The sequence below is a fragment of the Streptomyces sp. HmicA12 genome (assembly GCF_000373565.1).
Lineage (GTDB): Bacteria > Actinomycetota > Actinomycetes > Streptomycetales > Streptomycetaceae > Streptomyces.
Window position 1 is genome coordinate 284,768 of record NZ_KB891849.1, and the last position, 12,927, is coordinate 297,694.

General features: G+C 71.6%; 12 protein-coding genes. 3 read left to right on the forward strand and 9 right to left on the reverse strand.

Annotated elements, in window-relative coordinates; genetic code table 11:
- Positions 1-3 precede the first annotated feature (3 nt).
- Positions 4-1,362 carry a glutamine synthetase family protein gene (locus B072_RS0136815; RefSeq protein ID WP_018534993.1) on the reverse strand — a complete coding sequence of 453 codons (1,359 nt, stop codon included), beginning with the start codon at positions 1,360-1,362 and terminating at the stop codon, positions 4-6.
- An 85-nt stretch (positions 1,363-1,447) separates the two neighbouring features.
- Here B072_RS0136815 and B072_RS0136820 point away from each other — a divergent pair, with 85 nt between their 5' ends.
- Both B072_RS0136820 and B072_RS0136825 read left to right on the forward strand, forming a co-directional pair.
- The gene (locus B072_RS0136820) at positions 1,448-2,185 is read left to right on the forward strand and encodes a FadR/GntR family transcriptional regulator (RefSeq protein WP_018534994.1); all 738 of its coding nucleotides are present in this window, start codon (positions 1,448-1,450) and stop codon (positions 2,183-2,185) included.
- A 158-nt stretch (positions 2,186-2,343) separates the two neighbouring features.
- Positions 2,344-3,042: a gamma-glutamyl-gamma-aminobutyrate hydrolase family protein gene (locus tag B072_RS0136825; RefSeq protein ID WP_018534995.1), complete on the forward strand. Its 699-nt coding sequence runs from the start codon at positions 2,344-2,346 to the stop codon at positions 3,040-3,042.
- Here the strand turns inward: B072_RS0136825 and B072_RS0136830 are convergent.
- On the reverse strand, positions 2,996-3,982 hold the full coding sequence (locus B072_RS0136830; RefSeq protein WP_018534996.1) for a phosphotransferase family protein: 987 nt from the start codon (positions 3,980-3,982) through the stop codon (positions 2,996-2,998). The genes B072_RS0136825 and B072_RS0136830 overlap by 47 nt on opposite strands.
- 117 nt (positions 3,983-4,099) lie before the next feature.
- Positions 4,100-5,053, reverse strand: a complete 954-nt coding sequence (locus B072_RS0136835) for a LysR family transcriptional regulator (RefSeq protein WP_106433008.1) — start codon at positions 5,051-5,053, stop codon at positions 4,100-4,102.
- A gap of 70 nt (positions 5,054-5,123) precedes the next feature.
- On the opposite strand from B072_RS0136835, the gene B072_RS0136840 reads away from it, so the two are divergent.
- Entirely contained in the window at positions 5,124-6,239 is a 1,116-nt protein-coding gene (locus B072_RS0136840; protein ID WP_018534998.1) for a TDT family transporter, read from the forward strand.
- 21 nt (positions 6,240-6,260) lie between these two features.
- Here the strand turns inward: B072_RS0136840 and B072_RS0136845 are convergent, their stop codons facing one another.
- The 6 genes from B072_RS0136845 to B072_RS0136870 form a co-directional block, all read right to left on the reverse strand.
- The gene (locus tag B072_RS0136845) at positions 6,261-6,449 is read right to left on the reverse strand and encodes a hypothetical protein (RefSeq protein ID WP_026246680.1); all 189 of its coding nucleotides are present in this window, start codon (positions 6,447-6,449) and stop codon (positions 6,261-6,263) included.
- Positions 6,442-7,158 (reverse strand): helical backbone metal receptor, encoded by a 717-nt coding sequence (locus B072_RS0136850; protein WP_018535000.1) that lies wholly within the window; start codon positions 7,156-7,158, stop codon positions 6,442-6,444. The genes B072_RS0136845 and B072_RS0136850 overlap by 8 nt, the downstream gene beginning before the upstream one ends.
- A gap of 11 nt (positions 7,159-7,169) precedes the next feature.
- Positions 7,170-7,754 carry a helix-turn-helix domain-containing protein gene (locus B072_RS0136855; RefSeq protein WP_026246681.1) on the reverse strand — a complete coding sequence of 195 codons (585 nt, stop codon included), beginning with the start codon at positions 7,752-7,754 and terminating at the stop codon, positions 7,170-7,172.
- Between the two features lie 111 nt (positions 7,755-7,865).
- Complete coding sequence (locus B072_RS0136860) at positions 7,866-8,849, reverse strand: hypothetical protein (protein ID WP_018535002.1); 984 nt, start codon at positions 8,847-8,849, stop codon at positions 7,866-7,868.
- Positions 8,850-8,977: 128 nt separating this feature from the next.
- Positions 8,978-11,605 carry an ABC transporter permease/substrate binding protein gene (locus tag B072_RS0136865; RefSeq protein WP_018535003.1) on the reverse strand — a complete coding sequence of 876 codons (2,628 nt, stop codon included), beginning with the start codon at positions 11,603-11,605 and terminating at the stop codon, positions 8,978-8,980.
- Positions 11,598-12,716 (reverse strand): glycine betaine/L-proline ABC transporter ATP-binding protein, encoded by a 1,119-nt coding sequence (locus B072_RS0136870; protein ID WP_018535004.1) that lies wholly within the window; start codon positions 12,714-12,716, stop codon positions 11,598-11,600. Before B072_RS0136870 ends, B072_RS0136865 begins: the two co-directional genes overlap by 8 nt.
- Positions 12,717-12,927: the final 211 nt, after the last annotated feature.

Consider the following 12,927-nt stretch of genomic DNA (forward strand, 5'->3'; position numbering starts at 1 on the left):
TCCTCACATGCGTTCGAAGGAGCGGCGCAGCTCCCAGTCGGTCACCGCGGCGTCGAACGCGTCGAGTTCGACCCGCGCCATGTTGCGGTAGTGGGCGACGACCTCGTCCCCGAAGGCGGCCCGGGCGACGGGGCTGTTCTCCCAGAGCTCGGCGGCCTCGCGCAGGGTGCTGGGCACATGCTCGTACGCGGCGGTGTAGGCGTTGCCCGCGCACGCGTCGGGGAGTTCGAGCTTGTGCTCCACGCCGTACAGGCCCGCGGCGATCAGGCCCGCGACGGCGAGGTGCGGGTTGACGTCGCCGCCGGGCAGCCGGTTCTCGAAGCGCAGGGAGCGGCCGTGGCCGACGACGCGCAGCGCGCAGGTGCGGTTGTCGTTGCCCCAGGCGACGGCGGTCGGGGCGAAGGAGCCCGGCTGGAAGCGCTTGTAGGAGTTGATGTTGGGCGCGTAGAGGAGGGAGAAGTCGCGGAGCGCCGCCAGTTGTCCGGCGAGGAAGTGGCGCATGAGGTCGGTCATCCCGTCCGGACCGGCCATGGCGTTGTTGCCGTCCGCGTCGGCGAGGGAGAGGTGGATGTGGCAGGAGTTGCCCTCGCGCTCGTTGTACTTCGCCATGAAGGTGAGCGAGACGCCCTCCTGGGAGGCGATCTCCTTGGCGCCGGTCTTGTAGATCGCGTGCTGGTCGCAGGTGACGAGCGCCTCGTCGTAGCGGAAGACGATCTCGTGCTGTCCCGGGTTGCACTCGCCCTTCGCGGACTCGACGGTGAGGCCGGCCGCCTCCATCTCGTTGCGGATGCGGCGCAGCAGGGGCTCGATGCGGCCGGTGCCGAGGACGGAGTAGTCGATGTTGTACTGGTTGGCCGGGGTCAGTCCCCGGTAGTTCGCGTCCCACGCCTGCTCGTAGGTGTCCTTGAAGACGATGAACTCCAGCTCCGTGCCGACCTGCGCGGTGAGGCCGCGTTCGGCGAGCCGCTCCAGCTGGCGGCGCAGGATCTGGCGGGGCGCGGCGACGACGGGCGAGCCGTCGTTCCAGGCGAGGTCGGCGACGAGCAGGGCCGTGCCCGCGTTCCAGGGGACGCGGCGCAGGGTGGTGAGGTCCGGGTGCATGGCGAAGTCGCCGTAGCCGCGCTCCCAGGACGACATCGCGTAGCCCTCGACGGTGTTCATGTCGGTGTCGACGGCCAGGAGGTAGTTGCAGCCCTCGGTGCCGTGGGCCAGGACCTCGTCGAGGAAGAAGCGGGCGGCGAACCGCTTGCCCTGCAGCCGCCCTTGCATGTCGGGGAAGGCCAGGACGACGGTGTCGATCTCTCCGCTCGCGACGCCGGCGTGCAGCTCCTCGACCGAGAGCGGGGGTGTGCGGTCTGCCACGGGAAAGGCCTCCTCGGGTCCGCCATGAGCCAATGCGTCATAAGGTATGGGCCGCAACCATTGCTTGGGAAGGGGGTCGGGGCTCATGTCGCCCACCAATACCGAAGGCGGCCGCGCGGCCGGTCTCGCGACGGTGCTGCGCCCGGTGCGGGCGGGCAACGGCTTCGAGGAGGCCCTGGAACAGATCCTCCAGGTGGTCCGGCTCGGCCTGGTGGCGCGGGGTGAACGGCTGCCGTCCGAGCGGGAGTTGGCGGAGCGTCTGGGGATCAGCCGGGTGACGCTGCGCGAGGTCCTGAAGGTGCTGCAGGACCAGGGGCTCGTCGAGGCGCGGCGCGGCCGGTACGGCGGGACGTTCGTGCTGCCGCGACCGGAGGGGGCCGGCGAGGACGAGCTGCGGCGCCGCATCAGGGGCGTCGACGTGGAGGACGTGCTGCGCTTCCGCGAGGTCCTGGAGGTGGGGGCGGCCGGGCTGTGCGCGGCGCACGGCCTGGACGAGGCGCGGGCCGCACGGCTGCGCGCCGCGCTCGCGGACACCCATGACGCACCGCTGACGGACTACCGCCGCCGGGACACCCTGCTCCACCTCACGCTCGCCGAACTGTGCGGGTCGCCCACGCTCGCCGCGCAGTACGCGGCGGTGCGCGCGACGGTGAACGACCTCCTGGACTGCATCCCGCTGCTGGTCCGCAATCTGGAGCACTCGCAGCGTCAGCACACGGCGCTGGTGGACGCCGTGCTCGACGGCGACGCGGACGGCGCGCGGGAGATGATGCGCGAGCACTGCGCGGGCACCGCCGCCCTGCTGCGCGGGTTCCTGACCTGACGGCCTCACGACCGCCCCTCTTCCATTGGTACGTGTTCGGTCCATTGGGGGGCGCCGCCGGGTGACCGCATGCTGAACAGCGCGGTGTTCCTCGCGATGATCTCGTACGGTGGCGCGGGCAACGCCCAGGACGGACCGGACGTGGGGAGCGCAGCACCATGGTGAGCAGGCCGCTGATCGGCATCAGCACCTATCTGGAGAAGAAGGCCAGTTGGGGTGTGTGGGAGCTGCCCGCGGCGCTCCTCCCGGCCGGTTACCCGCAGCTGGTGCAGTCGTCGGGCGGGCTCGCCGCGATGGTGCCGCCGGACGACGCCCGGCACGCCCCGTCGGTGGTGGCGCGGCTCGACGGGCTGATCGTGGCGGGCGGCCCCGACGTGGCGCCGGAGCGGTACAAGGCCGAGCGCGACCCGCGCACCGGGCCGCCCGCAGAGGAGCGGGACACCTGGGAACTCGCCCTGATCCGGGCCGCGTTGACGTCCGGGACCCCCCTGCTCGGCATCTGCCGCGGCATGCAGTTGCTGAACGTGGCGCTCGGCGGCACGCTGACCCAGCACCTCGACGGACATGTCGAGGAGACGGGCGTCTTCGGGCGGCACAAGGTGACGCCGGTGCCCGGCACCCGGTACGGGGATCTGGTCCCGGACCCGGCGGACGTGCCGACGTACCACCATCAGGCCGTGGACCGTCTGGGCCGGGGCCTGGTCGTGTCGGCGCACGCGGACGACGGCACCGTCGAGGCGGTCGAGCTGCCCGGCATGTCCTGGGTGATCGGGGTGCAGTGGCATCCCGAGATGGGGGACGACACGCGCGTCACGGAAGGTCTGGTACGAGCGGCCGGCACCCCGCACGGTTTCTGAGCCGCCGCTTCAGCCACGCCAATGCCGCTTCTCCCTGGGCCCGTTGGAAGGCGCGGAGGGTCGGCAGGCCCGGCGGGGCCGGGCGTGCGGCGTGGCCGAGGAAGAAGCCGGTGAGTCCGGCGAGGGTGCGGGTGACGCCCTCCGGGTCCGCGTCCCGGCCCGAGGGGTGCGCGGTGAACAGTTCTTCGGGGTCGGGCCCGCCCTGCGCCCGTACGCACGGGAGCATCACCAGCAGGTCCAGCCACGGCGCCGCGCGCATGGCGTGCGGCCAGTCGACGAAGACCACGCGCTCCTCGGTGAGCAGGATGTTGTCGGCGCGCAGGTCGCCGTGGACGAGCGTGTCACCGGAGGCGAACTCGCCCCAGGGCGCGGCGAGTTCGGCGAGCGCGTGCACATTGCGGGCGGTCCAGGGGTCCAGGCGCGCGGCGGCCGCCCGCTCCGGGTCGGCCAGGTGGCGCCAGCCGGCGAAGGCCTTGGCGAGGTCGTCGGCCACGCGGGGTGCCGGGAACGGGGCCGGGGTGAGGGTGGCGGACAGCGCGCCGACGGCCTCCAGGACGCGGGTCAACTCCGGCTGCCGCCAGGGGACATGCGGCTGGCTGCCCTGGATGTCCTCGAAGACCAGGGCGACCCAGGTGCCGTCGTCGTACGTGGCGAGCAGGCGCGGGACGGGGGCCTCCGGCGGGAGCCGGGCCGCGTTCTCGGCCTCCCTGCGGTGCATGTTCGGGCTGTGCGGGTTCGCCTCGGCGCTGACCGCCTTGACGAAGGCGCGGCGGCCGTCGGCGAGGGTGACGCTGGCCGCCACTCCTGGGGAGAATCCGCCGGCCCGTGTCCGCGCGTGCCGCACGGGGGCGCCCAGCTTCTCCGTCAGGGCCTGTTCGACGTGGGCCGGGAGATCCGACCACGGGGTTCGTTCGCCGGTGGCGGGCGGGGCCTGGGTCATGGCGGAAGCCTGGCCGATACGAGGCCGGGGGTGCCAGTGCTTTTCGGGTGCGGAGCGCCGCCGTGGCGTGTCGCGCCCCGCGGCGGTGCCGCTGATGGATACGGGCCCGCGCCCCGGTCAGGACCTTGTCAGGCTCAGCAGATCTCTCGCCGGGCCCGTCGGGCGGTGGCCCGTGGGCCAGACCGCGCGGAGGGCCCGCGTCAGCGGAGCCGCGGCCGCGTCGAAGGGAATCTCCACCAGGCGGCGGGACGTCAGCTCCTCGCCGACGGCCAGCTCGCTGAGGACGGAGGGGCCCGCCCCGCTCACCACCGCGGCCTTCACCGCCGTCGTCGAGGAGAGCTCGATCAGCGGGCGGGCCAGGCCGCCGAGGGCCTCGTCGAGGACCTGGCGGGTGCCCGAGCCGCGTTCGCGCAGGATGAGCGGGGTCGCCGCGAGTTCGTCCGCCGTCAGGGGCCTCCGGCGGCGGGACCAGGGATGGCTGGGCGCCGTCACCACGATCAGGCGGTCGTGCGCGATGACCGTCGAGTCCAGCCCCGTGGGCACCGAGACGCCTTCGACGAAACCGAGGTCCGCCTCGCCCCCGATGAGCCGCTCCGCGACCGCCGCCGAGTTGCCCGCGAGGAGCGAGACCGCCGTGTCCGGGCGGGCCGCGCGCAGCGCGAGCAGCCAGCGCGGCAGCAGGTACTCGGCGATCGTCATGCTCGCCGCCACCGTGAGGCGCGAGTCCCGGCGGTCGCGCAGCGCCTGCGCCCCCGCGTCGAACTCCTCCGCGGCCTCCACGATCCGCCGCGCCCAGTCGGTGACGAGCGCCCCGGTGTCGGTCAGCCGTGAGCCGCGCGGCGAGCGGTCGACCAGGGCCAGGCCGAGCTGGCGCTCCATGGAGCGGACGCGGCTGCTGGCCGCGGGCTGGGTGATGCCGAGCTCCCGCGCGGCCGCGCCGAGGCTGCCGAGCCGGGCCACGGCGAGGAGCAGTTCGAGGGCGCCGAGGTCGGGGACGCGGTGGGCGAGCATGCCCGGCGGTGACTCGCGCCCTGGTTGCTGCTCCCGTCGCCCCTGCCGCTCCGTGCCCATAAGGCCAGGTTATGCCCTCATAGTGGCAACGTCCCTGGTGGGCCCCCTGTCGACAGAGGAGCGTGGAGCCATGGTCACCGTCGCCCACTCGCACTCCGTCCCCGCCACCGGCGTCCGCGTCGCCGCCGTCCGCCACCTCGGCCCGAACTGGTACGCCGCCGTCATGGGCACCGCGATCGTCGCGAACGCCGGCGCGACGCTGCCCGTGCAGTTCACCGGGCTGCGGACCGCCTGCACGGTGGTGTGGGCGCTGTCGTTCGTCCTGCTGGGGGCGGTGCTCACCGCCCGGGTGCTGCACTGGGTCCACCATCGCGACCAGGCGCGGGCCCATCTCCTCGACCCGGCCGTGGCCCCGTTCTACGGCTGTCTGTCGATGGCGCTGCTCGCGGTCGGCGGCGGGACGCTGCTCGTCGGGCAGGACTGGATCGGGCTCGACGCCGCGCTCGCCGTCGACACCGTGCTGTTCGTCGTGGGCACGGCCCTCGGGCTCGCCTGCGCCGTGGCGATCCCGTACCTGATGGTCGTACGGCATCGGATCGAGGTCGCGCAGGCCTCGCCCGTGTGGCTGCTGCCCGTCGTGGCGCCCATGGTCTCCGCCGCCCTCGGCCCGCTGCTCGTGCCGCACCTGCCCGCGGGGCAGTGGCAGCAGACCCTGCTCCTCGCCTGCCACGGGATGTTCGGGCTGAGCCTGCTCGCGACGCTGGTCATGCTGCCGGTGATCTTCGCCCGGCTCGTCACCGCGGGGCCGCTGCCGCTGCCGCTGACCCCGACCCTGTTCCTCGTCCTCGGCCCCCTCGGCCAGTCGACGACCGCCGCCAACAAGTTCGCCGACGTCGCGGGCGGCGTGCTCCCCGCCTCGTACGCGCACGGCTTCACCGCCTTCGCGGTGCTGTACGGGGTGCCGGTGATGGGGTTCGCCCTGATGTGGCTGGCGCTCGCCGTGGCCATGGTGGTGCGGGCCCGGCGCAAGGGCATGGGGTTCGCGATGACGTGGTGGGCGTTCACGTTCCCCGTCGGTACCTGTGTCACCGGCGCGGAGGGGCTCGGCAAGCACACGGGGCTCGCCGTGTTCGACGGGCTCGCGCTCGTGCTCTACGTGGCCCTGGTCGCGGCCTGGGCGGTGGCGTCGGTGCGGACCGCGCGGGGGCTGATCGGCGGACGGCTGCTCGCACCGCCGGCGCGGTAGCGACAGCCGTATCGGTAGCGCTCAGCGCTTGAGGGCCCGGTAGCGCTTGACCAGCGCCGTGATCCGGGTCTGGTCCGCCGCCCCGTTGAGCTCGGCCAGGAGCTCGTCGGGGCAGAGCTCGTAGTGGTCGCCCCAGTAGCGGCGCCCGCGGTTGTCCCAGACGCGGTAGCCCCCGGGCACCCCGCGCGCGACGTAGCGCCGCTTACTCACACCGCTCCCCCAGCTGATGGCGCAGCACCTTCGGCGCCTCCTTCAGCGAGGGCCCGTACCAGGTGAGATGGCGCCCGCTGACCAGTGCCGACGGTGCCATGAACGCTTCCGGCCCGTCGTCGGCGGTGAAACGGTACGGCTCGTCGGGCAGGACCACCAAGTCCTTTTCCACCGCGTCCAGTTCCTCGTGCGGGATGCGGGGGTAGCGCTCCGCGTGGTCCGCGTAGGCGTTGTCGACGCCGAGGCGGGCGAGCAGGTCTCCGGCGAAGGTGTCGCGGCCGACGACCATCCACGGGCGGCGCCAGATCGGGATCACCGCCGTCGATCGCCGCTCCGGAGGGGCGAGTTCGCTCCACGCCGCCTCCGCCTCGTCCAGCCAGCGGGGCCGCGAGCGCGCCCCGCACGCCCGCAGGACCCGGTCCAGTTCCCTTACGGCCTGCGGGAGTTGACGCACCTCGGTGACCAGTACCTCGATTCCCGCGGCGCGCAGGGCGGCGAGGTCGGGCTCCCGGTTCTCCTCCTCGTTGGCGACGACCAGGTCGGGGCGCAGCGCGACGATCGCCGGGACGTCGGGGTTCTTGGTGCCGCCCACCCGCGCCACGTCCAGGCCCGCCGGGTGCGTGCACCAGTCGGTCGCGCCGGCGAGGGCGTCCGGCAGGGTGACGGCGACCGCCTCGGTCAGCGACGGCACCAGGGAGACGACACGCACGGCGCGATCCCCTACTTCGGCCCCGGCTCGTCGACCGCTTCGATGTGCTCGGCGACCGCGACGACCAGTACGCGCGCGTCCGGCACGGTGGCCCGCCAGCGATGCCGTACGCCACCGGTCAGATACAGGGTGTCGCCGCGCACCAGCCGGTAGGCGCGGCCCTCCGCCTCCACCTCCACGGCACCCTCGGTGACGTGCATCAGGACGTCGTTGCGGAGCTGGAACTCGCGGCCGGGGTCGTGGTCGCCGACGAATTCCTGGGCGTGCATCTGGTGGTGGCCGCGCACGAGGGACCGTACGACGAAGGCCGCGCCGTCGGACCGGTCCTCCTCCACGGAGGTGTCGTCGGCGCGGACCAGGTCCACGGTGCGGGCCGGGTCGGCGGCGGCGAGGAGCTCGACGGCGGTGGTGCCGAGCGCGTCGGCGACCTTCTCCAGGGAGCGGCGGCTGGGCCTCGCCCGTTCGTTCTCGACCTGGCTGAGGAACGGCACCGACAGGCCGCTGCGCTCGGCGACGGCGGACAGGGTCAGTTCGAGCGTCCGGCGCCGACGCCGGACGGCCGCGCCCACGCGGAGTGACTCCTTGTGTTCATCCATGACGTCCGCTCCCTCCCACCGCTTGCTCTGTTCGTTCATTGCACCCTACGCATGTTCGTCACGCCGTTTCATGCGAGCGGCACAAGCCATGGGCACAGTTCGCCCCGTGTGCTACAGCTCTCGCCAGTACACGAGCTGCCCGGCCTCGCCGGGCGCCGCGCCCTCCGCCGGGATGAACAGGCTTACCAGGAGCGCCCGGTGACCGCCAGGGTCCGTGATCAGGGTGGCGGACGGATTGGCGAAGGAGGTGGAGCCTCCGCTCGTGCGCAGCGGGATCCGGTCGGCTCGGCCGGACGCGGGATCGTAGGCGTACGTCGACCAGCTCCCGAAGTCGTCGCGCCACCGCTGCCCCTCGATGAGCACCACCGGCTCCCCGGCGAGCCGCAGCCGGTCGCGGTCCCCGATGTTGCCGCTGTTGCCGTAGTCCTCTATGGCCTCGTCGAGGCGGTGGTCGGGTGTCGCGTGCCAGGTGGTGAAGTCCCTGAGGGTGGCGGTGAGTTGGCGGTCGGTGTCGCAGTCGGCGCGGTAGTGACCGGTCAGCTCGATCGTGTCGCCGCGCAGGGCGGTGATCGCCGGGGTGCCCTCGGCGCACGAGGAGAGCGTGCGGGGCGCGTCGAAGCGGTGGGCGGCGCGGCCCGCGAGGAGTGCGTCCAGATCGGCATAGCCGCGTACCGCGATGTGGTTGCGCGGGTCCTTCTCGTACGCGAGGACGTAGCCGCCGCGGCCGTCCGCGGCGAGCGTCGGCTGGCTGGAGCCGGCGCCGAAGTCGTGGCGGCGCTGCCAGTGCAGCAGGTCGGCGGAGGTGGCGACGGCCGAGTGGAACCGGCCGTCGGCGAGCATCGTGTGGTAGACGGCGAGGTACGTTCCGTCGGCGCCGTCGGTGGCCTGGACGATCTGCGCGGCGTCCATGGTGCGGCCGGTGTCGTCGGTGAGGGCGTAGCGGTGCCCGTCCGCCCTGGTGACATCTCCGGCGAGTGTCGCAAAACGGGCGGTGGCCGCCGAGGCCGGGTGCGCGCTGGCGGCGGGCAGCTGCGTCAGGAGCAGGACGGCGGCGAGCGCGGCGGCGGCGAAGGCGGTGAGCCGGGCGGCGGTCACGGTGCTGTCGAGCGTACGAACGCGACCCGGGCGTCCGGGGCGGTGCGCGGGGTGTGCTTCACCACAACGCGAAGGCCGGCCGGGGACGTGTGTCCCCGGCCGGCCTCTTCATGCGGAAGGTGCGGCGGTCAGCCCTTCACCGGAGCCAGCTTGTCCTCGAGACCCGGCTGGGCGTCCAGCCACTTGCGGGCCGAGGCCTTCTCGTTGCCGGCCCCGCCCTTCTGGATCTCGACCTCGAGCGAGGCGAGCTGCTTCTCGGTGAGCTTGAAGTTCTTCAGCCACCCGTTGAACTCGGGGAAGTCCGTGCCGAAGTCCTTCTTGCCGATGATGTGGATCCGCTCGCCCTTGCCCCAGGCGCCCTTCGGGTCCTTGAGCTTCTTCAGGTCGTACTTGCCGTACGCCCAGTGCGGCGACCAGAGCGTCACCACGACCGGCTCCTTCTTCTTGATGGAGCGGTCCAGCTCGGCCAGCATCGAGGAGGTGCTGGAGGAGACGACCTTGTACTCGCCGTCCAGGCCGTAGGCCTTCAGGACCTTCTTGTTCAGCGTGCCCATCATTCCGGCACTGGCCTCAATGCCGATGATCTTGCCGTTGAACTTCTTGCCCTGGCCCTTGAGGTCCTCGAGCGAGTCGATGCCCTTCACGTAGGACGGCACCGTCAGTTCGAGCGACGTCGGGCCGTACCAGGAGCCGATGTCGCTGAGCTGCCCCTTGTATCTGTCCACGTACTCCTTGTGCGTCTGTGGCAGCCAGCCGTCCAGCTGGACGTCCATCTGCCCCTGCGCGAGGGAGGTGTAGAGCGGGCCCGGGTCGAGCTGCTTCACGTTCGGCTTGTAGCCGCGGTCCTCGAGGATGTTCTGCCACAGGTAGGTGGAGGCGATGGCCTCGTCCCACGGGAAGAAGCCCATGTTGACCGTCTTGCCCGCGTCCTTGCCCTGCTTCTGCACGCCGCCGCCCGGCACCGGGGCGAGCTGGTCGGCGAGGCCCTGGTTCTTCTTCAGCCAGGTCTTCACGCCGTCCTGCTCGTGGCCCTCACCCGCGGCGCGGATGTCGTTCTCCAGGCTGGTGAGCTGCTTCTCGGTGAGCTTGAAGTCCTTCAGCCACTTGGCGACCGTCGGGTCCTTCTTCGCGAAGCCCTTGTGGGCGACGGTGTGGATCTCCTCGCCCTTGCCCCAGGCGCCCTTCGGGTCCTTGAGCTTCTTCAGGTCGTACTTGCCGTACGCCCAGTGCGGCGACCACAGGGTCACCACGACGGGCTCCTTCTTCTTGATGGAGCGCTCGAGCTGGGCCAGCATCGTCGAGGTGCTGGACGAGACGACCTTGTACTCGCCGTCGAGGCCGTAGTCCTTGAGGACCTTCTTGTTGAGGGTCCCCATCATTCCGGCACTGGCCTCGATGCCGATGATCTTGCCGTCGAACTTCTTGCCCTGGCCCTTGAGGTCCGCGAGCGAGTCGATGCCCTTCACGTACGAGGGCACGGTCAGTTCGAGCGACGTCGGGCCGTACCAGGAACCCATGTCGTCGAGCTGGGACTTGTACTTGTCCCAGTACGCCTTGTGGGTCGTCGGCAGCCAGGAGTCGGTCTGGAAGTCGATGTCGCCGCGGGCCACACCGGAGTACAGCGGGCCCGGGTCGAGCTGCTTGACGTCCGTGGTGTAGCCGCGCTCCTCCAGGAGCTCCTTCCACAGGAACGTGGAGGCGGTGCCCTCGTCCCACGGGATGTAGCCGATGTTGATCTTCTTGCCCTGGCCGACGTTCGTGCTCTTGCCTGCCGCGGTCGAGGAGCCGTCGTCGCCCGCGAGGTTCATGCCGCCGGCGACGAGCGCCAGGGCCACCACACCGACGACGGCGACGACGCCGCCCGGCTTGTAGTGCGCGAAGGAGACCTTGTGCCGGGTCGCGGCCAGCTTGGCGGCGGCGCGGCGGCCTAGCGGCGAGACCCGCTCGTTCAGGGCGCCCGTCATCCGGTCCAGGTACATGGCCAGGATGACGACGGCGACACCGCTCTCTGCGGCCAGGCCGACCTTGAGCTGGGTGATCGCGGAGTAGACCTGCTCGCCGAGGCCGCCCGCACCGGCCATACCGCCGATGACGACCATCGACAGGGCCAGCATGATGACCTGGTTGACACCGGCCATGATCGTCGGCAGGGCCAGCGGCAGCTGCACCCGGGTCAGGGTGTTGCGCGGGCTGGTGCCGAACGCGTCGGCCGCCTCGATCAGTTCACCGTCGACCTGCCGGATGCCCAGCTCGGTCATGCGGACGCCGGGCGGCATCGCGAAGATGACCGTGGCGAGCAGGCCCGGGGTGGTGCCGACGCCGAAGAACATGACGCCGGGGATCAGGTAGATGAACGCCGGCATCGTCTGCATGACGTCGAGCACGGGCCGGATGGCGCCGCTGACGCGGTTGCTGCGCGCGGCCCAGATGCCCATCGGCACGGCGATGACGATGGTGATCACGGCCGCGACGAGCACGAGGGACAGCGTGTCCATCGCGTCGTCCCACAGCCCGAGGGAATCGATCAGCGCCATTCCCACGAAGGCGAGCACGCCCGGGAGCAGACCGCGCAGCCAGCACGCGATGACGGCGAGGATGCCCGCCATCAGCAGCGGCTCGGGGCCGCCGAGCACGGCCGCGACGCCGTCGTACATGCCGCCCAGGATCGACTGGATGGCATCGAACAGCCAGGTCAGATGGGACTGCAGCCAGTCGACCGCGTCCTCGACCCAGTCACCGAAATGAAGCCTAGGCACCGGCGTTCACCTTCTCCACCGGGCCGTCGCCCTCGTTGCGCGGCGCGACCACCTTGTCCTGCGGGGCCGCGTCGTCGTTCTCCACCGTCTTCATGGGCTCGCCGAGCACGGCGAGCAGCCGCTCCCGCGGGACGACACCGAGCACGTTGCCGTCGCCGTCGGTCACGGCCACGGGTATCTCGCTGGTCGAGCACGGCGTGAACAGCTCGATGATCGGGGTGTCCTCGGTGACCTTCGCCGGGGCCTCGGCCGCCTGGTACCCCCGGTCGGGGGCGGCCATGATCGCGCCCGCGGTGAGCACGCGCGAGCGGTCGACGTCCTGGGTGAAGGACGCGACGTAGTCGTTGGCCGGGGTGACGAGGATGTCCTCGGAGGAGCCGATCTGGACGATGCGGCCGTCGCGCATGACGGCGATGCGGTCGCCCAGGCGCATGGCCTCGTTCAGGTCGTGGGTGATGAAGACGATGGTCTTCTTCAGGGTCTTCTGCAGTTCGAGCAGCTGGTCCTGCATGTCGCGCCGGATCAGCGGGTCGAGCGCGCTGAACGACTCGTCCATGAGGAGCATGTCGGCGTCGGTGGCGAGCGCGCGGGCCAGGCCCACACGCTGCTGCATGCCGCCGGACAGCTCGTCGGGGAAGGACTTCTCCCAGCCCTTGAGACCGGCCAGCTCCAGCGCCTCGTGGGCGCGCTTGTCACGCTCGGCACGCGGCACGCCCTGCACCTCGAGGCCGTAGGCCGCGTTCTCCAGGACGGAGCGGTGCGGGAACAGCGCGAAGTGCTGGAAGACCATGCTGATCTTCTTGGAGCGCACCTCGCGCAGCTCGCGCGCGGACAGCTGCGTCAGGTCCTGGCCGTCGAAGCGGACGTGCCCCGCCGTGGGCTCCAGGAGTCCGTTCAGCATGCGCAGCAGCGTGGACTTACCGGATCCGGACAGACCCATGACGACGAAGATCTGGCCGGGCTCGACGGTGAAGGACGCGTCGATGACGGCGGCTGTGGTGCCGTCGGCGCGCAACTCCTCGCGGTCGGCGCCGCCGCGGAGCTTGTCCACCGCCTCAGCGGGTCGTCTGCCGAACACCTTGTACAGGTCTTCGGCCTCAAGCCTGGACACATACACCTCTCGGGTTGAAGCAGGACGGCCCGCCTCCCCCGCCGGCGGGCCGTGGAACGCTGCGGGGTCCGCCCGCATGACCCGTTCCGTTCAACCGTTCATTAGTTGAATGTAGGACCGGGTTCGCTCCGGGGCGGCGCCTGCCCGCCCTTATGCGAATCAAACACATGAGTGGCCCAGGTCACAGAGGGTGACTGTCAGTGGGGTGCGG

Excerpts from the sequence above, each read along its gene's own strand:
- B072_RS0136840 (WP_018534998.1), top strand. The coding sequence starts at position 5,124 with ATGGTCACCGTCGCCCACTCGCACTCCGTCCCCGCCACCGGCGTCCGC.
- B072_RS0136825 (WP_018534995.1), top strand. The coding sequence starts at position 2,344 with ATGGTGAGCAGGCCGCTGATCGGCATCAGCACCTATCTGGAGAAGAAG.
- B072_RS0136855 (WP_026246681.1), bottom strand. The coding sequence starts at position 7,754 with ATGGATGAACACAAGGAGTCACTCCGCGTGGGCGCGGCCGTCCGGCGT.
- B072_RS0136820 (WP_018534994.1), top strand. The coding sequence starts at position 1,448 with ATGTCGCCCACCAATACCGAAGGCGGCCGCGCGGCCGGTCTCGCGACG.
- B072_RS0136835 (WP_106433008.1), bottom strand. The coding sequence starts at position 5,053 with ATGGGCACGGAGCGGCAGGGGCGACGGGAGCAGCAACCAGGGCGCGAG.
- B072_RS0136830 (WP_018534996.1), bottom strand. The coding sequence starts at position 3,982 with ATGACCCAGGCCCCGCCCGCCACCGGCGAACGAACCCCGTGGTCGGAT.